This is a genomic window from Massilia phyllostachyos (assembly GCF_021044825.1).
Taxonomy (GTDB): Bacteria; Pseudomonadota; Gammaproteobacteria; order Burkholderiales; family Burkholderiaceae_D; genus Telluria; species Telluria phyllostachyos.
In genome coordinates, this window is sequence record NZ_JAJNOC010000001.1 from 464,171 (window position 1) to 489,067 (window position 24,897).

General features: G+C 65.5%; 26 protein-coding genes. 14 read left to right on the forward strand and 12 right to left on the reverse strand.

Annotated elements, in window-relative coordinates; genetic code table 11:
- Window positions 1–58: 58 nt before the first annotated feature.
- Window positions 59–1,456 (reverse strand): argininosuccinate lyase, encoded by a 1,398-nt coding sequence (gene argH / locus LQ564_RS01995; protein ID WP_231056410.1) that lies wholly within the window; start codon window positions 1,454–1,456, stop codon window positions 59–61.
- Window positions 1,457–1,596: 140 nt separating this feature from the next.
- On the opposite strand from argH, the gene LQ564_RS02000 reads away from it, so the two are divergent.
- The 3 genes from LQ564_RS02000 (at window position 1,597) to LQ564_RS02010 (ending at window position 4,099) form a co-directional block, all read left to right on the forward strand.
- The gene (locus LQ564_RS02000) at window positions 1,597–2,205 is read left to right on the forward strand and encodes a hypothetical protein (protein ID WP_231056411.1); all 609 of its coding nucleotides are present in this window, start codon (window positions 1,597–1,599) and stop codon (window positions 2,203–2,205) included.
- A 112-nt stretch (window positions 2,206–2,317) separates the two neighbouring features.
- Window positions 2,318–2,755, forward strand: a complete 438-nt coding sequence (locus tag LQ564_RS02005) for a GNAT family N-acetyltransferase (RefSeq protein WP_231056412.1) — start codon at window positions 2,318–2,320, stop codon at window positions 2,753–2,755.
- 69 nt (window positions 2,756–2,824) lie between these two features.
- Window positions 2,825–4,099 (forward strand): cyanophycinase, encoded by a 1,275-nt coding sequence (locus tag LQ564_RS02010; protein ID WP_231056413.1) that lies wholly within the window; start codon window positions 2,825–2,827, stop codon window positions 4,097–4,099.
- Window positions 4,100–4,108: 9 nt separating this feature from the next.
- On the opposite strand, the gene LQ564_RS02015 is transcribed toward LQ564_RS02010, so the two are convergent.
- Window positions 4,109–5,155, reverse strand: coding sequence for an alpha/beta fold hydrolase (locus tag LQ564_RS02015; protein ID WP_231056414.1), 1,047 nt, complete (start codon window positions 5,153–5,155; stop codon window positions 4,109–4,111).
- A gap of 118 nt (window positions 5,156–5,273) precedes the next feature.
- Between LQ564_RS02015 and LQ564_RS02020 the strand changes: the two genes are divergently transcribed.
- Both LQ564_RS02020 and LQ564_RS02025 read left to right on the forward strand, forming a co-directional pair.
- Window positions 5,274–6,692 (forward strand): IgA Peptidase M64, encoded by a 1,419-nt coding sequence (locus LQ564_RS02020; protein WP_231056415.1) that lies wholly within the window; start codon window positions 5,274–5,276, stop codon window positions 6,690–6,692.
- A 144-nt stretch (window positions 6,693–6,836) separates the two neighbouring features.
- Window positions 6,837–7,325: a hypothetical protein gene (locus tag LQ564_RS02025; RefSeq protein WP_231056416.1), complete on the forward strand. Its 489-nt coding sequence runs from the start codon at window positions 6,837–6,839 to the stop codon at window positions 7,323–7,325.
- Window positions 7,326–7,563: 238 nt separating this feature from the next.
- Here LQ564_RS02025 and parC read toward each other — a convergent pair whose 3' ends face one another.
- Both parC and LQ564_RS02035 read right to left on the reverse strand, forming a co-directional pair.
- Window positions 7,564–9,891, reverse strand: coding sequence for a DNA topoisomerase IV subunit A (parC, locus tag LQ564_RS02030; RefSeq protein ID WP_231056417.1), 2,328 nt, complete (start codon window positions 9,889–9,891; stop codon window positions 7,564–7,566).
- A 167-nt stretch (window positions 9,892–10,058) separates the two neighbouring features.
- Window positions 10,059–12,056, reverse strand: coding sequence for a DNA topoisomerase IV subunit B (locus LQ564_RS02035; RefSeq protein WP_231056418.1), 1,998 nt, complete (start codon window positions 12,054–12,056; stop codon window positions 10,059–10,061).
- Window positions 12,057–12,349: 293 nt separating this feature from the next.
- Here LQ564_RS02035 and LQ564_RS02040 point away from each other — a divergent pair, with 293 nt between their 5' ends.
- The 3 genes from LQ564_RS02040 (at window position 12,350) to LQ564_RS02050 (ending at window position 14,685) form a co-directional block, all read left to right on the forward strand.
- The gene (locus tag LQ564_RS02040) at window positions 12,350–13,078 is read left to right on the forward strand and encodes a response regulator (protein ID WP_231056419.1); all 729 of its coding nucleotides are present in this window, start codon (window positions 12,350–12,352) and stop codon (window positions 13,076–13,078) included.
- Window positions 13,079–13,218: 140 nt separating this feature from the next.
- Complete coding sequence (locus tag LQ564_RS02045; RefSeq protein WP_231056420.1) at window positions 13,219–14,220, forward strand: gamma-glutamyl-gamma-aminobutyrate hydrolase family protein; 1,002 nt, start codon at window positions 13,219–13,221, stop codon at window positions 14,218–14,220.
- A 123-nt stretch (window positions 14,221–14,343) separates the two neighbouring features.
- Window positions 14,344–14,685, forward strand: coding sequence for a hypothetical protein (locus tag LQ564_RS02050; protein ID WP_231056421.1), 342 nt, complete (start codon window positions 14,344–14,346; stop codon window positions 14,683–14,685).
- Between the two features lie 29 nt (window positions 14,686–14,714).
- On the opposite strand, the gene LQ564_RS02055 is transcribed toward LQ564_RS02050, so the two are convergent.
- On the reverse strand, window positions 14,715–15,389 hold the full coding sequence (locus LQ564_RS02055) for an ArsR/SmtB family transcription factor (RefSeq protein ID WP_231056422.1): 675 nt from the start codon (window positions 15,387–15,389) through the stop codon (window positions 14,715–14,717).
- Window positions 15,390–15,462: 73 nt separating this feature from the next.
- On the opposite strand from LQ564_RS02055, the gene LQ564_RS02060 reads away from it, so the two are divergent.
- From LQ564_RS02060 to LQ564_RS02070, 3 genes are all read left to right on the forward strand, one after another.
- Entirely contained in the window at window positions 15,463–15,795 is a 333-nt protein-coding gene (locus LQ564_RS02060) for an NIPSNAP family protein (protein ID WP_231056423.1), read from the forward strand.
- Window positions 15,792–16,136: an antibiotic biosynthesis monooxygenase family protein gene (locus LQ564_RS02065; protein WP_231056424.1), complete on the forward strand. Its 345-nt coding sequence runs from the start codon at window positions 15,792–15,794 to the stop codon at window positions 16,134–16,136. Before LQ564_RS02060 ends, LQ564_RS02065 begins: the two co-directional genes overlap by 4 nt.
- A 109-nt stretch (window positions 16,137–16,245) precedes the next feature.
- Window positions 16,246–16,428 (forward strand): hypothetical protein, encoded by a 183-nt coding sequence (locus LQ564_RS02070; RefSeq protein WP_231056425.1) that lies wholly within the window; start codon window positions 16,246–16,248, stop codon window positions 16,426–16,428.
- On the opposite strand, the gene LQ564_RS02075 is transcribed toward LQ564_RS02070, so the two are convergent.
- The 7 genes from LQ564_RS02075 to LQ564_RS02105 all read right to left on the reverse strand — a co-directional run bounded on the left by LQ564_RS02075 (window position 16,425) and on the right by LQ564_RS02105 (window position 22,320).
- Window positions 16,425–16,952, reverse strand: coding sequence for a hypothetical protein (locus tag LQ564_RS02075; RefSeq protein WP_231056426.1), 528 nt, complete (start codon window positions 16,950–16,952; stop codon window positions 16,425–16,427). The genes LQ564_RS02070 and LQ564_RS02075 overlap by 4 nt on opposite strands.
- Complete coding sequence (locus LQ564_RS02080; protein ID WP_231056427.1) at window positions 16,949–17,194, reverse strand: helix-turn-helix transcriptional regulator; 246 nt, start codon at window positions 17,192–17,194, stop codon at window positions 16,949–16,951. Before LQ564_RS02080 ends, LQ564_RS02075 begins: the two co-directional genes overlap by 4 nt.
- A 104-nt stretch (window positions 17,195–17,298) precedes the next feature.
- Window positions 17,299–18,435: a YbdK family carboxylate-amine ligase gene (locus LQ564_RS02085; protein WP_231056428.1), complete on the reverse strand. Its 1,137-nt coding sequence runs from the start codon at window positions 18,433–18,435 to the stop codon at window positions 17,299–17,301.
- Window positions 18,425–19,627 carry a cation:proton antiporter gene (locus tag LQ564_RS02090; protein WP_231056429.1) on the reverse strand — a complete coding sequence of 401 codons (1,203 nt, stop codon included), beginning with the start codon at window positions 19,625–19,627 and terminating at the stop codon, window positions 18,425–18,427. The genes LQ564_RS02085 and LQ564_RS02090 overlap by 11 nt, the downstream gene beginning before the upstream one ends.
- A 78-nt stretch (window positions 19,628–19,705) precedes the next feature.
- Entirely contained in the window at window positions 19,706–20,875 is a 1,170-nt protein-coding gene (locus LQ564_RS02095) for a vWA domain-containing protein (RefSeq protein WP_231056430.1), read from the reverse strand.
- Window positions 20,876–20,878: 3 nt separating this feature from the next.
- Entirely contained in the window at window positions 20,879–21,469 is a 591-nt protein-coding gene (locus LQ564_RS02100) for a GNAT family N-acetyltransferase (RefSeq protein WP_231056431.1), read from the reverse strand.
- Window positions 21,466–22,320: an AAA family ATPase gene (locus LQ564_RS02105; protein ID WP_231056432.1), complete on the reverse strand. Its 855-nt coding sequence runs from the start codon at window positions 22,318–22,320 to the stop codon at window positions 21,466–21,468. The genes LQ564_RS02100 and LQ564_RS02105 overlap by 4 nt, the downstream gene beginning before the upstream one ends.
- Window positions 22,321–22,497: 177 nt before the next feature.
- Here LQ564_RS02105 and LQ564_RS02110 point away from each other — a divergent pair, with 177 nt between their 5' ends.
- The 3 genes from LQ564_RS02110 (at window position 22,498) to LQ564_RS02120 (ending at window position 24,870) form a co-directional block, all read left to right on the forward strand.
- Window positions 22,498–22,836 (forward strand): c-type cytochrome, encoded by a 339-nt coding sequence (locus LQ564_RS02110; protein WP_231056433.1) that lies wholly within the window; start codon window positions 22,498–22,500, stop codon window positions 22,834–22,836.
- Window positions 22,837–22,844: 8 nt separating this feature from the next.
- A complete protein-coding gene (locus tag LQ564_RS02115; RefSeq protein WP_231056434.1) occupies window positions 22,845–23,183 on the forward strand; it encodes a c-type cytochrome in 339 nt (112 codons plus the stop codon).
- A gap of 187 nt (window positions 23,184–23,370) precedes the next feature.
- Entirely contained in the window at window positions 23,371–24,870 is a 1,500-nt protein-coding gene (locus tag LQ564_RS02120; protein WP_231056435.1) for a SulP family inorganic anion transporter, read from the forward strand.
- Window positions 24,871–24,897: the final 27 nt, after the last annotated feature.

Below are 24,897 nucleotides of genomic sequence, written 5' to 3' on the forward strand. Positions count from 1 at the left end.
GACAGGGCATCGCATGCTTCACACGGGGTGGACGGTTGCGCCGCCCACCCCGATCACATCATTCGGCCAACTGCTTGCGCACGCGCTCGATGGCTTTGCGCACCTGATTCGGTGCGGTGCCGCCAACATGATCGCGCGCTGCCACCGACCCTTCCAGCGAGAGCACCTCGAACACATCCTGCTCGATCAGCGGCGAGAATTCGCGCAGCTGCTCCAGCGCCATCTCCGACAAATCGCAGCCGGCGATATCGCAGGCGCGCACCGCATGCGCCACCGCTTCGTGCGCATCGCGGAACGGCAGGCCCTTCTTGACCAGGTAGTCGGCCAGGTCGGTCGCGGTGGCGTAGCCCTGCAGCGCGGCGGCGCGCATGTTCTCGGCCTTGACCGTGATGCCGCCCGCCATGTCGGCGAAGATGCGCAGGGTGTCGGTGACGGTGTCGATGGTGTCGAACAGCGGTTCCTTGTCTTCCTGGTTGTCCTTGTTGTAGGCCAGCGGCTGGCCTTTCATCAGGACCAGCAGGCCGTTCAGGTGACCGTAGACGCGGCCGGTCTTGCCGCGCGCCAGTTCCGGCACGTCCGGGTTCTTCTTCTGCGGCATGATCGACGAGCCGGTGCAGAAGCGGTCGGCGATGTCGATGAAGCCGATGCGCGGGCTGATCCACATCACCAGCTCTTCCGAGAAGCGCGAGACATGCATCATGATCAGGGAGGCCGCCGCGGTAAACTCGATCGCGAAGTCGCGGTCGGAGACGGCGTCCAGCGAGTTGTGGCAGACGTCGTCGAAGCCCAGCGTCTTCGCCACGCGCAGGCGGTCGATCGGGAAGGTGGTGCCGGCCAGCGCGGCGGCGCCAAGCGGCAGGCGGTTCACGCGGCGGCGCGCGTCCTGCATGCGGTCGAGGTCGCGGCCGAACATTTCGACGTAGGCCAGCATGTGGTGGCCGAAGGTGATCGGCTGGGCCACTTGCAGGTGGGTGAAGCCCGGCATGATGGTGTCGGCATGCTTCTCGGCCAGGTCGGTTAGCGCGCCACGCAGGCTGTTCAGCAGGCCGACGATGTCGTCGATCGCCGAACGCACGTACAGGCGGATGTCGGTCGCTACCTGGTCGTTGCGCGAGCGGCCGGTGTGCAGGCGCTTGCCTGCGTCGCCGACCAGCTCGGTCAGCCGCTTCTCGATGTTCAGGTGGACGTCTTCCAGATCCAGCAGCCACTCGAAGGTGCCGGCGTCGATCTCGCCCTTGATCTGGGCCATGCCGCGCTCGATCTCCGCACGGTCCTGGGCGCTGATGATGCCTTGCGCGGCCAGCATCTCGGCGTGGGCCAGCGAACCCTGGATATCGAAGGGGGCCAGGCGCTTGTCGAAGAACACCGATGCGGTGTAGCGCTTGACGAGGTCGGAAACGGGTTCGGTGAAGCGCGCGGACCAGGCCTCGGCTTTCTTGGAGAATTGATCGGTCATGGTGGAATCCAGATTGGGGATTCGACGATTATAACTGGGCTGGCAGACGAATCACTTCGCCCCATCCATGGCGGATGACAAGCCCGCGGAAATGCGTGATGATGCGGACATACTTCATCAAAAGACAATATGGGGGACACATGAAACGACTGAGCCACTTCGGCACGGCGGCGCTGCTGCTTGCCGCATCCTGTGCACCCGCAATCGCGCAACAGGCGACGCCGCCGGCGCCCGGCGCCACCCCGACCGCCATCGCCCCGCCGCCGCCCCAGGCCGCGCCCGGCCTGCCGGCCGCCCGTCCCGCCGACGTTGCCTCGGTCGACGCCATCGTCGCCGCTTTGTATGACGTGATCTCCGGCCCGGCCGGCGCGCCGCGCGACTGGGACCGCATGCGTTCGCTGTTCGCGCCCGAGGGCCGGATGGGCACGGTCGGCATGCGTCCCGACGGCAGCTATGCGCTGCGCAGCCTGACGCCGGAAGACTATATCTCGCGCAATACCAAGGCCTTCGCCACCACCGGCTTCTTCGAGAGTGAAGTCACGCGCACGGTCGAGACCTTCGGCCAGATCGCCCACGTGTTCAGCACCTACGAGGCGCGCCACGCCAAGGATGACGCCAAGCCTTTTATGCGAGGCATCAACAGCATCCAGCTGATCCACGACGGCAAGCGCTGGTACGTGCTGAACCTGATCTGGCGCGCCGAGGACGCCAAGCTGCAGCTGCCCGAGCGCTACCTGCGTAAAGGCTGAGCTGCGCGCGAGCGGCCATGTTTACGCATGGCGCGAGCATGGTCAATCGCGTGTTGTATTGCTGGCAAACGGCGCTAGAATTCACTTTTAAGCCAGAACCAGATACGGGCCCATGATTACCAACGACTCCAGTTTCCAGGTCAGTACCGACCAGACGAAGCTCGACATTCCGATGATCTACCGCTTCCTGAGCGAACAGAGCACCTGGGCAATCGGCATCTCGCGCCCCGTGGTCGAGCGCGCCATCGAGAACTCGCTGTGCTTCGGCGGCTACCTCGACGGCCGCCAGATCGCCTTCGCGCGCGTGATCACGGACTTCGCCACCTTCGCCAACCTGGTGGATGTGTTCGTGGTGCCGGAATACCGCGGCCACGGCTATGGCAAGCAATTGATCGGCGTCGTGCTGCGCCATCCGAGCCTGCAGAAATTGCGCCGCTTCACGCTCGCCACGACCGACTCCCACAGCCTCTACGAACGCTTCGGATTCACCGCGCCGCAACGCCCCGAAACGCTGATGGAGCGTTACTTTCCGAACATATATTTGTCCTGAGCATACTCAACACGGCGACGCCCTTCTCGAATCACGCTTACCATTAGTCGTCATCGAGAAGGAAGCCGTATGTTCCAGGTCGCTGCCCACGTCCTCGTCCGTGCCGCGCTCGCGCTTGCCCTGTTGGCAAGCAATGCCTGCTGGGCAGCCAAGGCCGAGGTTCCTCCGCAACCCAAGGGTTCCCTCGTGATCATCGGCGGCGCGCTGCGCGGCGACAATGCGGCCGTGTGGGAACGCATGGTACAGCTCGCAGGCGGGAAGGGCGCCCGCATCGCGGTATTCGCCTCCGCTTCCGCCAGCCCGGACAAGGCCGGCAAATTCCTGGTCGACCGCTTCAACGCCTACGGCGCGAAAGCCTTCTTCGTGCCGGTCGCCGTGCGCCTCGACGGCACCGACTACCAGGCCGCGGCCGAAGATCCGGCGCTGGCCGACGCCGTGCGCAGCGCCGGCGGCGCCTTCTTCGCCGGCGGCGACCAGGGCCGCATCACGCGCGCGCTCAAGCGCCCCGACGGCGGCAATACCCGCATGCTGGACGCATTGTGGGACCTGTACCGGCGCGGCGGCATGCTGGCCGGATCCAGCGCCGGCGCCGCCATCATGAGCAGCACCATGTTCGGCCACCCCAGGCCGATCCTCGCCACGCTCAGGCTGGGCCTGGACGAGAGCCGCGAAATCGCGCCGGGCCTGGGCTTCATCGGCGAGGACGTGTTCGTCGACCAGCACCTGCTGGTGCGCGGCCGCTTCGCGCGCATGGTGCCGGCCATGCTCAAGAAGGGCTACAAGATCGGCCTGGGCATCGACGAGAACACCGCGATGGTGGTGGGACCGAACCGCGAGGTCGAGGTGGTCGGCTACCGCGGCGCGCTGCTGGTCGACCTGTCGAAGGCGGTGGCGCAGGACGGGCCGCTGAACGTCAGCAATGTGCGCCTGAGCTACCTGGACAACGGCGACCGCTTCAACCTGCAGACCCACGCCTTCACGCCCGCCGGCGACAAGGTCGACAACAAGCTCGACCCCGCCAAGCCCTATTTCCGCGAACCGCTGTTCTCGGCCGACATCCTCGGCAACAGCACCGTGGTCGACCTGATGGCGCGGCTGATCGACAGCGACCAGCCGGAAGCGATCGGCCTCTCGCTCGACAGCCCCAACGGCCCGCAGCCCGACCTCGGCTTCGAGTTCAGGCTGACGCGCACCAACGACAGCGTCGGCTACATGTCGGTGCTCACCGAAGCCTATTCGGTCTACAACATGCGGCTCGACATCCGGCCGATCGTGGTGCAGCGCCCGCTGTACCAGTACCGGCCCGCGGACAGCGCCGGCAACCCGGTCGGCGCCGCCAAGTAGGCCGATCCACTACTCGCAGCGGCCGCCCAGCTGGCTCGCCAGCAGGCGCGCCTGCGCATCGATGAGCGGCACGTTCGGATCGTGGCCGGCACGCGGCACGATGACCAGCTGCTTGCGCGGCGCCGAGATCTTCTCGAAATAGCGTTGCGCGATTTCCTTCGGCGCCACCAGGTCCTGGTCACCGTGCACCATGTAGACCGGCAGCTTGAAGTTCACGGCCTGCGTGGTCATGTCGACTTGCGACATGATGCCGTCGCCCTTGTAGCCCACGAACTGGATGTACGAGTAGTCCTCGCCGGCGACGTAGTCGGCGCGCGCCTTTGGCGTGGAGCGCTCTTCCTTCCACTCGCCCCAGGCGGGCGGCATCGGGTCGGTCACCATGGCTTCGTACTTGCGCGTCGCGCGGCGCAGGATGCCGAAGTTGCGCGGGTTGGTCCAGGGCGGCGTGCCGAGGGCTTCGATCTTCGCGAGCGTCTCGCCGTCGTTCGCCGCGCGGGCGCGCGCCAGGATCATTTCGCGCGAGAGGCGCACGTTCTCGACTTCGTTGACGACCTGCGCCACCGGCATCCAGGCGCAGTACAGTTGCGGGCTGCTGGCGGCCATGTGCCCGCCCAGGATGGAGCCCCAGGAGCTGCCCAGCAGGACCAGCTTGCGCTTGCCGAGTCGCTGGAGCAGGTGGCGCGACAGCTCGGCGCCGTCGTCGCGCATCTGCGACAGCAGCAGCGGGTCGTCCTCATTCGGCGCATTGCGCGACCAGGTCAGGCCCGATGCGCGCTGGTCCCAGTGGACGACGACATAGTTCTTGCTCCAGGCGCCATACGCGTCGGTCTGGTAGACCGAGTTCGGATTACCCGGACCGCCGTGCAGGACCAGGATCGCTGGCTTGCCGCAGTCCTCGCCGTCGATCGAGATCCACTGCTCGATGCCGCCGATCTTGACGTAGCCGCTGTCGTGGATCGGCTGGCCGGGCTTGCAGGCCGCGGGGGAGGCGGCTTGCGCCGCCAGGGGGGAAGCCAGCGCGAGCGCGGCCAGGGTGCTGCGTACGAACAGGTGCATATGGTCTCCGGGTGGTGGTCGAACCATTCTGGGGTCTCAAGCCCCGTGGCGCAACTGTCAACAATGACAGTTCGTGCGAGGTCTTACAATGCGGGTTCTCCACCGAATGAGGACTACCATGTTCCGCCTCCTATCGCCATTCTTCGCCGCCGCGCTGGCCCTGAGCTCCGGTATCGCCACGGCTGGCCCGCAGCCGGCGACCGTGCGCGTCGACTACGCCCATAGCGGCAACGCGCTGGCTGACCAATACGCGCTCGAACGCGTCGTCATCGAGCCGCTGCCCTGGCCGGGCGACACAAGGCGCAATCTCGACGACACGAACCGCGGCCAGAACCGCGTGGAAGTGGTCGATGCGAAAACCGGCGACCTGCTGTACTCGCGCGGCTTCTCGACCGTGTTCGGCGAATGGCGCACGACGGAAGAGGCGAACCGCATCAGCCGCGCCTTCCATGAGTCGGTGCGCTTTCCGAAACAGGATCGCCCGGTGCGCTTGCGCATCCTCAAGCGCGACGAGCGCAACCAGTTCTCGGTGGCGTGGAGCGTCGAGATCGATGCCGACGCCCAGGACGTGGTGAAACAGCAGCCGGCGGCGCCGGCGAAGCCGATCCCGATCCACGTCAGCGGACCGTCGCCCGACAAGGTCGACCTGCTGGTGCTGGGCGACGGCTATACGGCTGCCGAGATGAAGAAGTTCGAGACTGACGCGCGGCGCCTGGTGCAGCACCTGTTCACGGTCTCACCGTTCAAGGAGCGCGCGAAAGACTTCAACGTCTGGGGCCTGGCGGTGCCGACCCTGCAGTCGGGCGTCAGCCGCCCGTCGACCGGCGTGCACCACGCCTCCGCACTGGGCACGCGCTACGACATCTTCGGCAGCGAGCGCTACGTGCTCACGCTCGACAACCGCGCGCTGCGCGACATCGCCCAGCACGCGCCCTACGAGTTCATCGAGATCCTGGTGAACAACGAGACCTACGGCGGCGGCGGCATCTTCGGCCAGTTCAGCACCGCGGCGGCGAGCAACGAGTGGGCCAACTACCTGTTCGTGCACGAATTCGGCCACCACTTCGCGGGCCTGGCCGACGAGTACTACACCTCGCCGGTGGCGTATGCGACCGGCGGCGTGCGCATGGAGCCGTGGGAGCCGAACGCCACCGCGCTGCGCGACCCGGCCAATCTGAAATGGAAGCGCCACGTCAAGGCGGGCACGCCGCTGCCGACGCCGTGGCCGAAGGCGGAGTATGAAGAAGCCTCGCGCGCCTACCAGAAAAAGCGCGCGGCACTGCGCGCCGCCAACCGTCCGGAAAGCGAGATGAATGCGCTGTTCCGCGAAGACCTGAAGACCACCGAGGCGCTGTTCGCGAACAAACCGCACCGCCACGACGTTGGCGCCTTTGAAGGGGCGAACTACGAGGCCAGCGGCTACTACCGGCCGGCGATGCAGTGCCTGATGTTCGACCGCAGCGAGGCCTTCTGCCCGGTGTGTCGCGACGGTGTGAGCGAGATCATCGACCTGTATGCGGGGCCCGCCCGGCAGTAAAGTTTGCTTACAAATGTCACTTAACCTGCGTGGGGTGGCTAACAGACCTGTTGAGCAGGGCGGCCTATTCTGGAACCGTAGTCAGACAAAAACATCAGCGCAGACATAAGGAGCTGCGTGACCACTCACCGGAAAGGAAACATCATGAACAAACTGATCGCCACCCTCATCGCCGGCCTGTTCGCCACCGCCGCTTCGGCCCAGACCGCCACCACCCCGGCCGCCAACAACGCCGTCGTGAAAGCGGAAGCCAAGGCCGAGAAGGAAGTCGTGAAGGCCGAAGCCAAGGAAGTCAAGAAGGCGGCCAAGGCCGATGAAAAAGTGAACAAGGCAGTGGCCAAGGCCAACGAGAAGAAAGCCGAAGCCCACGCGGATGCCGTGAAGGCCCACGCCAACGCGGTCGAGAAAGTCGCCAAGGCCGATCCGGAAGACCGCGCGAAAGCGGTTGCCAAGGCTGAGGAAAAGATCGCCGATGCGAACCTGAAGGCCGACAAGAAGTTCATCAAGGCTGATGAGAAGCTGCTGAAGACCCAGGTCGATGCGGCGGCGGACAAGGCCACTGCTGCAGCGAAGACCGAGCAGGTGCGTGCTGAGGCGACTGCCGACGTGCACAAGGCAGCTGCCAAGCACTAAGCGTTTATCGCTCCAATGAAAAACGCCGGCTTTGTAGCCGGCGTTGTTTGTTTGCGCTGTTGGTGTGCGGGCAAACTTGGATTCCCGCCTTCGCGGGAATGACGTTGTTTCATTGTTCGACTAATCAGTCGACAGCGGTGTTTGCACCGCTAACTTTAAGACCGTCGTTCCCGCGCAGGCCGGAACAATGCCACTGGCATTGTTCCGCCCAAGTTCGTCGCATACCACCAATATCCGATTACACCTCGGTAGCCCGCATCCCCAAATCCATCGCCTTCAACTTCGCCGACAACGGCTTGCCCTTGCGCGCCCGCTTGCCGAAGTGCGGCTCCAGCCCCGACGCGAACAACTCCACCGTGCGCGGCTTCGAGCCCGCCCAGGTGCCGATCACGTTGACACCCTTCTGCGTAATCGGCTGCGCCGCCAGCAGGCTTTCCTTCGGCTCCAACTCCATCAGCGTCACACCACGCCCGCCATTGGTCAGCACCTTCATCTCGTCGATGCCGAACACCAGCACGCGGCCCTTCTCGGACAGGCAGGCCACCGCGCCGGCGGTGTCGACCACGATCCGCGGCGCCAGCGGCGTGGCGCCTTCGTCCAGGGTGATGAAGGACTTGCCGCCCTTGAGGCGGCTGACCATGTCGCCGGCCTTGGCGATGAAGCCGAAGCCGTTAGAGGTGCTCAGCAACAGGCGCGTTTCCGGGTTGCCCGCGAAGTAGTGCAGGATGCGCACGCCGCCCGACAGGTCGACCAGGGTCGTGATCGGCACGCCGTCGCCGCGCGCGCCGGGCAGGGCGGCGACCGGCACCGAGAACGATTTGCCGTTGCTGCCGATGCCGATCAGGGAGTCGACCGTGCGGCACTCGAATGCCTGCAGCAGCGAGTCGCCGGCCTTGAAGGTGAACTGCGCCGGGTCGTGGCCGATGCCGGTGCGCGCGCGCACCCAGCCCTTTTCGGACACGATCACCGTCACCGGCTCGTCGATGATCTTCTGCTCGGCCACCGCGCGCTCGGCTTCCTCGATGACTGTGCGGCGTTCGTCGCCGTACTGCTTGGCGTCGGATTCGATCTCGCGGATGATCAGGCGCTTCATGCTCGACGGATTATTGAGGATGTCTTCGAGCTTTTCCTTTTCGCCGCGCAGGTCGGCCAGCTCCTGCTGGATCTTGATCGCTTCCAGGCGCGCCAGCTGGCGCAGGCGGATCTCGAGGATGTCCTCGGCCTGGCGCTCCGACAGGCGGAAGCGCTCGATCAGGGCCGCCTTCGGCTCGTCCGAATTGCGGATGATGGCGATGACTTCGTCGATGTTCAGCAGGACGGTCTCGCGGCCTTCCAGGATGTGGATGCGGTCGTTGACCTTGCCCAGCCTGAATTCGGTCCGGCGGCGCACGGTCACGAAACGGAAGTCGATCCATTCCTGCAGGATGTCCGTCAGCCCTTTCTGGCGCGGACGGCCGTCGCCGCCGATCATCACCAGGTTCATCGGGCTGGAGGTCTCGAGCGAGGTGTGCGCGAGCAGCATCAGCATGAACTCGTTCTGGTCCTGGTTCTTCGACTTCGGCTCGAACACCAGGCGCACCGCGGCTTCGCGGCCCGATTCGTCGCGCACGGTGTCGAGCGCGCCGAGGATGGTCTGCTTCAGCGCCAGCTGCTCGGGCAGCAGGGCCTTCTTGCCGGCCTTGACCTTCGGGTTGGTCAGTTCTTCGATCTCTTCCAGCACGCGCTGGGCGGAGCAGCCCGGCGGCAGCTCGGTCACCACGGCCTGCCACTGGCCGCGCGCCAGCTCTTCGATCTTCCACCGCGCCCGCACTTTCAGCGAACCGCGGCCGGTCGCGTACATGTCGGCGATGTTCGAGGCAGGGGTAATGATCTGGCCGCCGCCCGGGAAGTCCGGACCGGTGATCAGGGTCATCAGCTCGGCGTGGGTGATCTTCGGATTGCGGATCAGGGCGACCGCCCCTGAGGCCACTTCGCGCAGATTGTGCGAAGGGATCTCGGTGGCCATGCCGACCGCGATGCCGGAGGCGCCGTTGAGCAGCACCATCGGCAGGCGCGCCGGCAGCTGGCGCGGTTCGCTGGACGAGCCGTCGTAGTTCGGCTGGAAGTCCACCGTGCCCATGTCGAGTTCGTCGAGCAGCAGGCGCGACACCGGCGTCAGGCGCGCCTCGGTATAACGCATCGCCGCGGCGCCGTCGCCATCGCGCGAGCCGAAGTTGCCCTGGCCGTCGATCAGCGGATAGCGCAGCGAGAAGTCCTGCGCCATGCGCACCAGCGCGTCGTAGACCGACTGGTCGCCGTGCGGGTGGAGTTTACCGAGCACGTCGCCGACCACGGTCGCCGATTTGCGCGGCTTGGCGGTGTGGCCCAGGCCCAGTTCGTGCATCGAGAACAGGATGCGGCGCTGGACCGGCTTCTGGCCGTCCGACACGTCGGGCAGCGCGCGGCCCTTGACCACCGAGACGGCGTAGTCGAGGTAGGCGCGCTCGGCGAAGGTGGAGAGGGTGAGCATTTCGGTGTCGTCCGAGGGCTCGTGTTGTTGTTCGAAGAGGCTTGCTTGTGACGTCATGATTTGTTTGTTCAGTTCTTGGCGGGGGCTGTCGGCTACGGTGCGAAATTGGATCCCGGCCTTCGCCGGGATGACGGTTTTTAGGTCAACTGTGCTTTCACCGCTAACTTATGCACGTCGTTCCGGCGAAGGCCGGAACCCAAGTTTGCTGGCAGACCTTTACCGCATCAGATATCCGCTTCCGTTTCGTTCCCGTGTTCCTCAAGCCACGCCCTGCGCGCAGCCGCTTCGCCCTTACCCATCAGCATATTGAAGCGCGACGCCGATTCCGCCAGGTTGTACTGGCCGAACGCCACCGGCAGCAAGCGGCGGGTATCCGGATTCATGGTGGTTTCCCACAGCTGTTCCGCGTTCATCTCGCCCAGGCCCTTGAAGCGCGAAATGCTCCATACGCCTTCCTTCAGGCCTTCCTTCTTCAGCTTGTCCTCGATCGCCAGCAGTTCGCCGTCGTCCAGCGCGTACAGCTTCTGGATCGGTTTCTTGCCGCGCGCCGGCACGTCGACGCGGTACAGCGGCGGGCGGGCGACGCAGATGTGGCCGCTGCGGAACAGGGCAGGGAAGTGCTTGAAGAACAGGGTCAGCAGCAGGACCTGGATGTGCGAGCCGTCCACGTCCGCATCGGACAGGATGCAGATCTTCCCGTAGCGCAGGCCGGAGAGGTCCGGATTGTCGTCCGGGCCGTGCGGGTCGACGCCGATCGCCACCGCGATGTCGTGGATCTCGTTGTTGGCGAACAGGCGGTCGCGGTCGGTTTCCCAGGAGTTCAGCACCTTGCCGCGCAGCGGCAAAATCGCCTGGAATTCCTTGTCGCGGCCCATCTTCGCGGAACCGCCCGCCGAGTCGCCCTCGACCAGGAACAGTTCGTTGCGGGTGATGTCGCTCGACTCGCAATCGGTGAGCTTGCCCGGCAACACGGCCACCCCGGACGATTTCTTCTTCTCGACCTTCTGCAGCGAACGCAGGCGCGATTGGGCTTGCTTGATGACCAGTTCGGCCAGCTTCTTGCCGTATTCGACGTGCTGGTTCAGCCACAGTTCCAGCGGCGGTTTCGTGAAGGTCGAAACGAGCTTGACCGCGTCGCGCGAATTCAGGCGTTCCTTGGTCTGGCCCTGGAACTGCGGGTCCAGCACCTTCGCCGACAGCACGAAGGAAACGCGTGCGAACACGTCTTCCGGCAGCAGCTTGACGCCCTTCGGCAGCAGCGAGTGCATCTCGACGAAGTTCTTGACCGCGCCGAACAGGCCATCGCGCAGCCCGGATTCGTGGGTGCCGCCGCTGACGGTCGGGATCAGATTGACGTAGGACTCGCGCACCACGCCGCCTTCCTCGGTCCAGGCCACCACCCAGGCCGCGCCTTCACCCTCGGCGAACCCTTCGTCGCCGCTTGCTGCGTATTGCGCGCCTTCGAACAGCGGGATCACGGTCTGGCCGCCGGAGGTCTGGTTCAGTGCCTCGGTGAGATAGCCGCGCAGGCCTTCGTCATAGCGCCAGGTCTGGACGTCGCCGGTTTTTGCATTGGTGAGCGTGACGGTCACGCCCGGCAGCAGCACGGCCTTGGAGCGCAGCAGGCGCTGCATGTCGCCGAGCGGAATGTTCGGGGAGTCGAAATACTTCGGGTCGGGACGGGCGGTGACGCGGGTGCCGTTCTTCCTGCCGCCACGCTCGGCGGGACGGGAGGCGAGGGGCTCGACCAGGTCGCCGTTCTCGAAGGCCAGGTCGTGCACGCCATTGCCGTCGTCGTCCTTGCGCCAGACGGTGATTTCCAGGCGCGTCGACAGCGCATTGGTGACGGACACGCCGACGCCGTGCAGGCCGCCCGAGAAGGCGTAGGCGCCGCCCGAGCCCTTGTCGAACTTGCCGCCCGCGTGCAGGCGGGTGAAGACGATCTCGACGGTCGGCACGTTTTCTTCCGGGTGCAGTCCAACCGGGATGCCGCGGCCGTCGTCTTCGACCGTGACCGAGCCGTCCGTGTTCAGCGTCACGGCGATGTTCTTGCAGTGTCCGCCCAGCGCCTCGTCGGAGGCGTTGTCGATCACTTCCTGGATGATGTGCAGCGGATTTTCGGTCCGGGTATACATGCCCGGACGCTGTTTCACAGGTTCGAGTCCCTTGAGGACACGGATGGATGATTCGCTGTAGTCGGATGCGGGTTTCTTGGAAGCCATGCTGGGTTTTCTTAAATTTAATGCTTGCGCATTCTAACTTCTATCTTGTCGCGCGGAAAAAAATTGTCTTTTACGCGAAACCAAACGTGCTTGTTAGTCCGCACCATTGTGCTAGATTAAAACGATGTGACCCGGAAGTGCCAGGAAAGGCTGGAAAAGCGATGATCGCACCCAGATATCCGTTCACCATCCGATTGATCGGTTTCGCACCGGCTGAATGCGCGCGGCTGGAATACCTGCTTGCGCAGGCTCCTGCCACAGGGCCGTCGTATTTTTGCCTGCACGACGACAGTTTGCAAGAACCCGACCTCTATATCGCCGATGGCGCCAACCCCGACGCCCTGGCGCGCCTGGCCTGCCTGCCGCCCGGCGCGCTACAGCCGATCCTGCTGATCGGCGGCGACGGCGCCGGCAACTGGCCGACATTATCGCGGCCTGTCGATTGCGCCGGCCTGTGCACCGCCCTGGCCGAACTGCTCGATTCCCGGGTCCAGGCCCAGGCCCTGCTCGCCGCGCGCGGCGAATGCAGCCTGCCGGAGCGCCGCCGAAGGCCTCGGCTGGGGCCGGATACCGAAGCGCCCCCCTATTACCAGCGCATGCGCCAGGGGCCGCCGGACGGCGCGGTCCTGATCATCGACAAGGGCGGCGCTTTCCGCGACCACGTGGCGCGGGTGGTGACCAATCAACTCGGCGCCGGCGCGACCAACAGCAATTCCTGCGGTGGCCGGCCGGTCGAATGGACCGACAGCAGCCGCGCCGCCGTGCGCCTGTGCGACGAAACCCCGGTTTCCCTGGTCATGATCAATACCTGCGCGCCCGGCATCGAACCGTACAGCCTGAGCAGCGCCATCAAATCCCAGGAAGGCGCAGGACGTACCGCCGTGGTGTTTCTTGTTGGGCAATCCTTCAAGTACGACAGCCTGCGCGCCCGCGATGCCGGCGTGCGTGGCCTGCTCGACAAGCCGGTGGCGGACCGTCACCTGGTGGCCACTTTCCGGAAGCTGCTGGCTCTGCCCGGCTAAAACCACTGTAATTGCATACAGTATTAACCGAAATCCGAATTACCGCAAGCTGCCGTTTTCGCAACACGGCCGGCCGTGGTGATGAATATTTGTAACAACTCCGAATCGTGCGCAGTCGCTACGCGGCTATATTGTCATTCATGGCGCAAGACGATCGACAACTTCCCCAGGAAGGCCCCGGCCCGGCCATCGACAAACGTCCGGACACCCCGGAGCGGGTGCCTGACAGGCGCGCTACCCAGGGCCAGACCATGCGTGGCTATGCAAAATACCAGCGCGACGGCGATACGCCGCTGGCGCTGGCGGGGCGCGTGCTGACATCGCGCTGGCGCGCCTTCCGCGAGCGTTTCAATCGCGACTTCATGAACCGCACACTGCACATCGGCGTGTCGGCCCGCATCTTCCATCCCGAAGCCGGCGCCCGCGGCCTGCTCAGCAAGAATCTCCAGTATCTCGAGGAATCGATCGCCCAGTGGGTGATGTCGCGCGACGTGCTGGTGTTCATGATCCCGACGGTGAATACCAACGGCTTGCTCCACCCCAGCAACATCACCCTGCGCCATTACGCCCGCCACCTGGACGGCCTGGTGCTGCAGGGCGGGGCCGACGTGGCGCCCCAGACCTATTCCGAAGTGCCGACCCGGCCCGAGTGGAGCGGCGACCGCGCCCGCGACGTCTACGAGCTCGAGCTGCTGCACGAATTCGTCGATGCCGGCAAGCCGGTCCTGGGGGTGTGCCGCGGCTGTCAATTGATCAATGTCGCCTTCGGCGGCACGCTCTACCAGGACGTCGCCACCAATGTGCCGGAAGCACTGGCGCACGTGCAAGACATCTATGACGCCCACCGCCACGCGATCCGCTTCCCGGCTGGCTCCACGCTCGGCAAGATGTTCGGCACGGTCGAGCGGCCGATCGTCAATTCGATCCACCACCAGGCGGTCAAGGAGCTGGGGCGCGACATCCGCGTCGAAGCGTATTCCGAGCCGGACGGCATCGTCGAAGCGATCCGCTACGAACGTGCCGACTTCGTGATGGGCCTGCAATGGCACCCGGAATTCCACCGCGCCGGCGGCACCGAGCTGCTCGATTGCACGCCGGTACTGGACGAGTTCCTGCGCGCCGCGCGCGAAACCCGGCTCTGACTTCCGACAGGTGTTTCACCCCAAACACGTTTGCCGAAAACGCTTGCTTTCGTTCCGCGACAGGACAATAATTGAATGAGAATGATTCTCATTTGATTTTGCGACCGTTCAGGAGACGTGTGTATGACCATTTCTTTCGCAGACCCTGTCTTGAGCCCGCCGGAACCACGCAGCCAGGACGTGATGCTGGTGGCTTCGCTGCTGCACCTGATGTCGCACTACACCGCCCGCGTCGACGGCGAGCAGCCCTGCGTCAAACTGGCTTCGGTGATCGAGCGCCACCTGTGCGCGCTGTCGCGCCTGCCGGACGTCGATCCGGTGCTGCGCGCCACCTGCGAACAGCTGGCCGATCGCTGGGCGATGCTGGTGGACGAAACCATGCCGCGCCCGCAGCCTGCCAAGCAGCCGCTGCTGGCGCGCTTCATGAAGGGGCAGTGGGCGTCCAAGCCCGCAGTTGCCGGTTGATCGTAGGGCGGACGCGAAACCCGTCCACCCTACAACAGCCACGCTCGCAGCGCGGCTTCTCCCTCCACGCTGAACGCCAGCACGCGCGAGTCCGGTAAGCGTTTGGCCCACCCTAGCCCTTCGAATCGATCGAGCAGCGCCGCGCCCAGCGTCCCAGCCAGATGATGGCGCCGCTCGCTCCAGTCCAGGCAAGTACGGCAGAACGGACGACGCCCACCCGCCGCAGTCGCAGCCACACCGATCCGCTCCATGGCCTGCTGCCCCTGTGGTGTGAGCACGATCCCATCCGCCCCCAGCGCAAACGCGCCGCGCTCGGCCAGCTTCTCGTAGACCAGCACCCCGAGTTCCCCCGCCAGGTGGTCGTAGCAGACGCGCGCCTTGCGCAGCGCCGGTTCGCGCGGACCCGGCCGCGGACCCACGCGCGGCGGACGGGCGAGGGCGGCGGCCCCCATCAGCGACTCCAGCATCTGGGCGACCTCGGCGTCGGCGATGCGAAAGTAGCGGTGCCGCCCCTGCTTCTCGACCGCGAGCAGGCCGGCCTCGACCAGCTGGCCCAGGTGGGTGCTGATGGTCTGGCGCGTGACGCCGGCGCTGTCGGCCAGTTCGGTGGCGGTGAGCGCGCGGCCGGCCATGAGCGCGGTCAGCGCCTGGCTGCGCGCATGGTCGCCGATGAGAAAGGCGATGGTGGTGATGTTCGGTCCCATGCTTCGATCTTAGCCGAAGCATCCGGCCATGCAAACGTCCAGAATGGCTGCATCCACCACACGAGGAGTCCACATGACCATCACCTGCTTCATCCGCTACCAGATCGACCCCTTCCAGCGCGAGAACTTCCGCCGTTACAGCGAGAACTGGGGCCGCATCATCCCGCGCCTGGGTGGCCACCTGCTCGGCTACTTCCTGCCGCACGAGGGAAGCAACGACGAGGCCTGGGGCCTGGTTGCCTTCGACAGCCTGGCGGCCTACGAGGCCTACCGCACCCGCCTGAAACAGGATCCCGAAGCGCGCGCCAACTTCGCGCTGGCGCAGGAACAGCGTTTCATCCTGCGCGAATGGCGCACCTTTACCGAGGTAGTCGATGGCACGCTGGGACGCGAGGCGCTGTCGTGATCGCGGTGATCTTCGAGGTCGAGCCCGCGGAGGGCCGGCGCCAGGCCTACCTCGACATCGCCGCCGGCCTGCGCGCCGACCTCGACGCCATCGACGGCTTCGTGTCGATCGAGCGCTTCGAGTCGCTGTCGCGCCCCGGGCGCATCCTGTCGCTCTCGTTCTGGCGCGACGAGGAGGCGGTGGCGCGCTGGCGTGGTCTCGAAGCGCACCGCGCGGCGCAGGCGCAGGGCCGCGGCGGGATCTTCCGCGACTACCGGCTGCGGGTGGCGCAGGTCGTGCGCGACTACGGCCTGCACGAACGCGCCGGAGCGCCGCTGGATTCGCGCGGCGCGCACGGCTAGACGGCGCCGATCCGGAACGCGGATGGAGGCAGGTGCGTGTTAAGCTTTTTGTAAGACCAAGGCCGAGGCCTTGAACGGCGAAACCAACATACGTACCAGGAGAAAATGTATGAAAGACGTCAGGGTAGATGTGCGCGTGAATGTCGGCGTCGACGCGGCCAGCGTGATCCTGCTGTTCGCGAGTGCGACGGCGGCGCTGTTCTTCTACAAGCAGAACAAGCAGGAAAAACTGCTCGATGCGCTGAAGATGCGCTCACCGGACGGCATGCACCCGTCCGGGAGCGCGACCTAATCCTCGCTGCTCGACGACCGCGGCGACTTCCAGCTCGCATACAGCGTGGGAAGCGCACCGAGCCACGCCATGTTGCCGACCACGAGCGCGAAGGCGACGCCGGCGATGCGCTCGGTCGTCCATGCATGCAACGCCGCCATCAGCATCAGGACCGGCCCGCCGACCATGTTGGCAAAGGCCAGGATGGCGAAGCAGAACAGGAAGGCATCCTTGCGCAACGCGGCTTCCCGTTCGTCGTCTTCGATCGACGGCTTGCCCAGCGGGCCGTTGAGGGAAATGGCCGCCATCGTCGCGATCAGCGGGCCGACCGCGGCATACATGACCGGCGACATGGGTGTCGTGGCGGCAGCCAGGATGAGTCCCGCGCCGCAGGCCATCGGGATCAGCGGAACCCAGCGCATCGGACGATGGCGCCGTCCCGTCTCCAGCTCGTTGGACATATCGCGCTTCACCCGGTCCGATACCCCGGACCAGCGCACCAGCGAATCCATCTTCTGCCAAGCCGTCTTGCCGCTCACATTCATTCTTCTTCTCCCACGCGTTTCAAGGTCATGGCGATCGATTCGAAGCGCTGGAACGAAAACAGCATCTCGACGCTGACGCCGAAGTGCTGGGCGATCTTCATCGCCAGTTCCAGGCTGGGCTTGTAGTCCCCGCGCTCCAGGTAACCGATCGTCTGGTTGTTGACGCCGACTGCTTCAGCAAGCGCGCGTCGCGAGATATTGCGCTCCGCACGGAACAGCGCGATCCTGTTGTGTAACACCATAAGCTTGTATGAATCCCATACGATTTATTGTGATTACACAACAGGGTGGGGCGAGCGTCAATTTCCCATGCATGAAAGAAGGGATGTTTCTATGGACGGAAAGGCTAGCGCACGCGCATGCGCCGGTCGCCCCGGAAGCGCTGGATCGCCGCATGCACCATGCCCTCGACGCTGCCTTCGCGCTCGAACACCCGCCGCAGCTGGGTCGCGTCGCTGCCTTCGCGCGCCGCCGCCGCCAGGTGCTTCAGCGCGTCCACGCTGCCCAGCGCTTCCGCATGCGGCATCATCTTCTCGAGCGTCATGAGGATGTCCTCGCGCAGCGGCAGCGATTCATAAGTCTTCGGATGCGTGATCGACCCCTCCAGCCCGAAGCGGCAGGCCTGGAAGCGGTTGTAGTTGTAGACCAGGTAGTCGTCCTCGACGGGCGCCTCTTCCGCGCGCGTGAGCAGGTAGCGGCACAGGGCCTGCAGGTAGCCGGCGATCGCGGCTGCGCGTTCCACCGTCAGCGGCGTGTCGCACACGCGCAGCTCGATGGTGCCGTATTCGGGTTTCGGCCTCAGGTCCCAGTAGAAGTCCTTCATGCTCTTGATGATGTTGGTGCGCTCCATCTTGGCGAAGTAGACGTCGGTGAACTCCTGCCAGGTGTGGACGAACGGCGCGCGCCCGCTCATCGGGAAGGCGAACACCGAATTCAGGCGCGCCGAGTCGAAGCCGGAGTCGTGTCCCTGAACGAAGGGCGACGAGCTCGACAAGGCGATGAAGTGCGGCAGGTAGCGGTTCAGCGCGTGCAGCAGGTACAGCGCGTCGTCGCCGTTGGCGCAGCCGATGTGCACGTGCTGGCCGAATACCGTGAACTGCTTGGCGAGATAGCCGTACAGCTGCGACAGGTATTCGTAGCGCGGCTTGGCCGAGATTTTCTGTTCCGACCAGTGCTGGAACGGATGCGTTCCTCCGCCGGCGATGCCGACGTTGAGCTGGTCCCCGGCCGCCACCAGGGTGTCGCGGATGTCGAGCAGTTCCGCCAGCAGCGGGCCGTAGGACGAGTGCACGCTCGAGTTAATCTCGATCATGCTCTCGGTGATCTCGGGCGTCACGTTGCCCGGGAAGGGCTTGCGCTTCAACAGGTGCAGCAGGTCGGGCGCGGCGGCGGTCAGGTCGAAGTCGGACAGGCTGACCAGCTGCAGTTCGAGCTCGACCCCGAAGGTGAGCGGCTGGGATGCGTTGAAGGCTTCAAGCGGCATGGTGTTGCTCCGGCTCGCGGGTAGACGATTCGTTGGCCCAGACCAGGGCGCGCTGGATGATGACGGGGCCGAACACTTCGAGCAGCATCGTCACCGCGGCCATGGCGCGTAATTCTTCCACCACGTGCACGCCGGCGTGGCGCGCATGCTCGATCAGGAGAATCACGAACACCGACAAGGGCGCCAGGCCGAGGCCGGTGAGGGCGCCCTTGCGCCAGGAGACGCCGGACAGGTGGGCGAAGGCGGTGACGCCGGCGGTTTTGGCGATCTGGCGCACCAGCACCACGATGACGGCGAGCGCGCTGCCGCTGGCGATCTGGCGCCAGTCCAGGGTCGAGGCGGCGTACAGGAACAGCAGCACGGTGAGCAGTTCGCCCAGCGGCCCGAAATTGCGCTGCGCCTGGCTGAAGGCGACGCGGCGGTGGCGTGCAGTCAAGCCGAAGGCCAGCGTGGCGATGTAGGGCGACAGGGTGCCGGCGTCGCACACCGCCACCAGCAGCACCACGGCCAGGGCGAAGGCGACGGTGGCGTCCTGATGCGGGTTGTGGATGGCGCGCAGCAGGGCCGGCACCAGCAGGCCGAACACGGCGCCGACCAGCAGCGACCCAAGCAGCACCACGAGGCTCTGCCACAGCGCCTCGCCGACCGCGTCGAAGGTGCGGAAGATCCAGAAGCCGATGATGGCGTTGAAGGCGAACACCGCCAGCACGCAGTTCTGCGCGGTCAGGTGCAGCACGCGCTCGGTGACCTGGCCCGAGCTGCGCTGCTCGTTGATGACGCGCACGATGGTGGCCGGCGAAGTGCCCATCGACAGCGCGGCCATCATCAGGGCCACCAGCTGCGGGGTGCCGAAGGCGAGCGCCACCAGGTAGACCGCGACGAAAGTCAGCAGCGCCTCGGCCAGGCCGGCCACGCCGATCCAGGGATTGTGGCGCAGCCAGCGCAGGTTGATGCGGTAGCCGAGTTCGAACAGGATCAGGCCGAAGGCGATGTCGGCCAGCAGGGCGACCGGGCCGGCGTCCGGGGCGGGCAGCACGCCGATCTGGGAAGCGCCGAGGGCGAAGCCGACCAGGCCGTAGAAGCTGATGCGCGGCAGGCCGGTCCAGCGCTGCCCGAATTCGCCGGCGAGCCAGGCGACCGCGAGCGCGATCGGCCAAGCGAGGCTGGTCAGGATGGGCAGCAGGTCGGGCATTCGGTATCCCCAGGTCGAATTGATTTATTGGCAATTCTACAAGGCCTGTAAATGCGCACGATTGATGTGCGAACAGTCCTACTTGCTGAGTAGCCGCATTGCCCGTTCCAGGCCTTCCAGGGTGATCGGGAACATCCGCTCATGCATGATCTGCCGGATCAGCGCGATCGACTGGCGGTAGGGCCACAGGTTCTCCGGCTCCGGATTGAGCCAGGCGAATTTCGGGAAGGCGCTGGTAAAGCGCGCCAGCCAGGCGGCGCCGGCTTCCTCGTTGTTGTACTCGACCGAGCCGCCCGGCGCCAGCACCTCGTAGGGGCTCATGGTGGCGTCGCCGACGAACAGCACGCGGGTGTCGGGCGGATACTTGCGCAGCACGTCCCAGGTCGGGAAGCGCTCGCTGTGGCGGCGCCGGTTGTTCTTCCACAGGTAGTCGTAGACGCAGTTGTGGAAGTAGTAGAACTCCATGTTCTTGAACTCGCTTTTCGCGGCCGAGAACAGTTCCTCGACGCGCTCGATGTGGTCGTCCATCGAGCCGCCGACGTCCAGCAGCATCACCACCTTGATGCGGTTCCGGCGTTCCGGCTGCATGCGGATGTCGAGGTAGCCGGCATTGCTGGCGGTGGCGCGGATGGTGTCGTCCAGCGCCAGCTCTTCCGCGGCCCCGGTGCGCGCGAAGCGGCGCAGGCGGCGCAGCGCGACCTTGAGGTTGCGGGTGCCCAGTTCGCGCTCGTCGTCGTAGTCGCGGTAGCTGCGCTGGTCCCAGACTTTGACCGCGGTGCGGTTGCGGCCTTGCCCGCCGATGCGGATCCCTTCCGGATTGGTGCCGCCATTGCCGAAGGGGGAAGTGCCGCCGGTGCCGATCCACTTGCTGCCGCCTTCGTGGCGGCCGTGCTGTTCCTTCAGGAGTTCCGCCAGGCGCTGCTGCAGCTTGTCGTAGCCGAGCTTTTGCAGCGCCGCCTTCTGCTCCGGCGTCAGCTCGCGCTCGAAGCGCTTGAGCAGCCAGTCGAGCGGAATCTCGGCCTTTTCGTCGAACACCGCGTTCACGCCCTTGAAGTAGGCGCCGAAGGCGCGATCGAACTTGTCGAAGTGGGCCTCGTCCTTCACCAGGGTCAGGCGCGACAGGTAATAGAATTCGTCGAGCGAGGGCGCGATCACCTGGCGCTGCATGGCCTCCAGCAAAGTCAGGAATTCCTTGACCGTGACCGGGACTTTCGCGTCACGCAGGGCGTAGAAGAAATCGATCAGCATGATTCAAGCCCTTGAATGGCGCTCCAGCCGCTCGTGCAGGGCGCGCTTGATGGCTGGCCATTCGCTTTTCAAGATGCTGTACATGACGGTGTCGCGCACCGTGCCGTCGCGGCGCAGGACGTGGTGGCGGATCGTGCCGTCCTTCTTCGCGCCGAGTTTTTCGATGGCCGCCTGCGAGGCGAAGTTCTCGCAGTCGGTGCGCAGGCCCGCCACCCCGGCGCCGAGCGTGTCGAAGGCGTGCGAGAGCAGCAGCAATTTGCAGCTGGTGTTCACGTGGCTGCGCTGGACGCGCCTGGCGTACCAGGTGTAGCCGATCTCCACGCGATCCGCCGCGGGCACGATGTCGTGGTAGCTGGTGGTGCCGAGCACCGCGCCGCTGCGGGTATCGACCGCGGCGAAGGCGACGCGGTCGCGCGTCTCGAGCGCGGTGGCGATGTACTGCCGCGTGTCGTGCGGCTCGGGCACGCTGGTCACGCGCAGGTTCCAGAGTTCGCCGTCGCTGGCGGCGGCGCGCAGGCCTTCTTCGTGGTGCAGCGCCAGCGGTTCCAGGCGCAGGCCGTTGAACTCGAGCGTGACGGGGACGACCGTGATCATCGATTCATCCTCGACATGGTCACCAGGCGCTCGAACAGGTGCACGTCCTGTTCGTTCTTGAGCAGGGCGCCGTGCAGCGGCGGCACGATCGCCTTGGCGTCCTGGCTGCGCAGCGCCTCGGCTGGGATGTCCTCGGCCAGCAGCAGTTTCAGCCAGTCCAGGAATTCCGAGGTCGAGGGCTTCTTCTTGATGCCGGCGACCTCGCGCAGTTCGTAGAAGCTCTGCAGGGCGGCGGCGAGCAGGTCCTGCTTCAGGGTCGGGAAGTGGACCTTGACGATGTCGCTCATCGTCTCGCGGTCCGGGAATTTGATGTAGTGGAAGAAGCAGCGGCGCAGGAAAGCGTCCGGCAGTTCCTTCTCGTTGTTCGAGGTGATGATCACCAGCGGGCGGTGCTTCGCGACCACCATCTCGCGCGTCTCGTAGACGTAGAACTCCATGCGGTCCAGTTCGCGCAGCAGGTCGTTCGGGAACTCGATGTCGGCCTTGTCGATCTCGTCGATCAGCAGCACCACCGGCTCCGGCGCCGTGAAGGCCTGCCACAGCACGCCCTTGACGATGTAGTTGTGGATGTCGCGCACGCGCTCGTCGCCCAGTTGCGAATCGCGCAGGCGCGACACCGCGTCGTATTCGTACAGGCCCTGCTGGGCCTTGGTGGTCGACTTCACGTGCCACTGCAGCAGCGGCATGTCCAGGGCGGCCGCCACCTCTTCCGCCAGCATGGTCTTGCCGGTGCCCGGCTCGCCCTTGATCAGCAGCGGGCGGCCGAGGGTCAGGGCGGCGTTGACGGCCAGTTTCAGGTCGGCGGTGGCGACGTAGCTGTCGCTGCCTTCGAAGCGTGCTTGAGCGTGCATGGGCGTTCTGGATTCGAGTGAAATGGAGTCGAGTATATGCCAGAAAGCTAAGCCCGACAGGCTGCGCGCGTTTGTAGACTGGTGTCAACTCTTCAGATAGAATCGACAGGTTGGTAGTCCATTTGCTAACTTTTTGTGCGTTTGCGGTATTCGAATTACAACTAACGAGCCACACCCATGAAAAAATCCTTAGCACTACTGGTACTGGCCGCGTTCGCCGGTACCGCCACGGCGGCGGAGGTCGTCGGCAATCCCAAGGCAGCACCGAGCAAGATCGAGATGTGCATCGGCTGCCACGGCATCCCCGGCTACAAGGCAGCCTTCCCCGAGGTCTACCGCGTGCCGATGATCGGCGGCCAGTCGGCCAAGTACATCGAAGCCGCGCTGCACGCCTACAAGAAGGGCGACCGCAAGCACCCTTCGATGCGCGGCATCGCCGCCAGCCTGAGCGACCAGGACATCGCCGACGTCGCCGCGTACTACGCGCAGCAGACCCCCGCCACCGCCAAGCGCTGAGGACCGACATGAAGAAACTCGTTTTCACTTTGCTCGCCTGCGCCGCCTCGTTCGCCGCCTCTGCCGCCGACGTCTCCAAGGGCGAAGCGCTGGTCAAGAAGTACAACTGCGCGTCCTGCCACGGCGCCGACTACAACAAGCCGATCGACCCGAGCTACCCGAAACTGGCCGGCCAGCACGCCGACTACCTGGCCCACGCCCTGCGCGCCTACAAGCGCGGCGCCGCCGCCAACGGCCGCACCAATCCGATCATGGCGGGGCAGGTGCAGCCGCTGTCGAACAAGGATATGGAAGACATTGGGGCGTACCTGGCAAGCTTGCCGTCGAACTTCGTGGTGAGCAAATAAGCTTGTAAAGACACGGTTGCCGGCGCTTAGCTGGTAAACTATCGATCCCCCCGACCGGGCAGCCGGCGGGGGGATTTTGTTTTGCGTATCGACTGCGGCATACGTCGTGGTACGCACGCAAAATTGGGTTCCGGCGAAGGCCGGGATCCAAGTTTTCACGCACGCCGCCGCCATTTCTCGAATCCCCATGCTCACCCCATCCCACATCAAAACCAACCTGCTCAGCGGCCTCACCGTCGCCCTCGCCCTGGTCCCCGAAGCCATCGCCTTCGCCCTGGTCGCCCAGGTCTCCCCGCTCACCGGCCTGTACGCCGCCGTGCTGGTCGCCCTCATCACCTCCAGCTTCGGCGGCCGTCCCGGCATGATTTCGGCGGCGGCCGGGTCGCTGGCGGTGGTGATGACGGCGCTGGTGGTGCAGCATGGCGCGCAGTACCTGTTCGCGGCGGTGGTGCTGATGGGCGTGCTGCAGCTGCTGTTCGCCGCATTCAGGCTGGGCAGGTTCATCCGCATGGTGCCGCATCCGGTGATGCTCGGCTTCGTCAACGGCCTGGCGCTGGTGATCTTCGTGGCCCAGTTCGGGCACTTCAACAACGGCGGCCAGTGGATGGCCGGCGCGGAACTGTGGACCATGCTGGCGGTGGTGGCCGTGACCGTGGCCGTCATCTACCTGACCCCGCGCATCACGAAGGCGGTGCCGTCCACGCTGGTCGGCATCCTGCTCGCCACGGCGGGCTGCGCGCTGCTCGGCGTCGACACCAAGACCGTCGGCGACCTCGGTTCGATCGCGGGCGGCCTGCCCAGCTTCGCGATCCCGGACCTGCCGTGGAACCTCGAGACCCTGCGCATCGTCTTCCCCTATGCGCTGGTGCTGGCCGGCGTCGGCCTGATCGAATCGCTGCTGACGCTCACCCTGATCGACGAGATCACCGACACCCGCGGCCAGCCGAACCGCGAATGCCTGGCGCTGGGCGCGGCCAACGTCGTCACCGGTTTCTTCGGCGGGATGGGCGGCTGCGCCCTGATCGGGCAGAGCATGATCAACGTGAACAGCGGCGCCACCGGGCGCCTGTCGGGCATCGTCGCGGCGCTGTTCCTGGCCTCCTTCATCCTGGTCGGCTCCAGCTGGATCGAGCAGATCCCGCTGGCGGCCCTGATCGGCGTGATGTTCGTGGTGTGCGAGAAGACCTTCGAGTGGGGCACCTTCCGCCTGTTCGGCAAGGTGCCGCGCGCGGATGCGCTGGTGATCGTGCTGGTGGCCGGCATCACCCTCGCCTTCGACCTGGCGGTCGCGGTGCTGGTGGGCGTGATCGTGTCGGCCCTGGTGTTCGCCTGGCAGCACGCGAAGCAGATCCGCGTCGCCACCAGCATCGATGCCCAGGGCTGGAAGGTCTACGAGCTGGAAGGCACGCTGTTCTTCGCCTCGGTGAGTGGCTTCCAGGCGCTGTTCGCGCCGAAGGACGACCCGCAGGACGTGGTGATCGAATTCAGGCGCGCGCGCGTGGCCGACCACTCGGCGATCCAGGCCATCGACGCGCTGGCGGAACGTTATCGCGGGCTCGGCAAGCGCCTGCACCTGCGCCACCTGAGCCCGGACTGCCGCGAGCTATTGGAGCGCGCCCGCGACATGATCGAAGTGAACCTGCCCGAGGATCCGCGCTACCACGTCGCCGACGACAAGCTGGCCTGACTGGTCGCCCGAACGCATCGGCTGAAA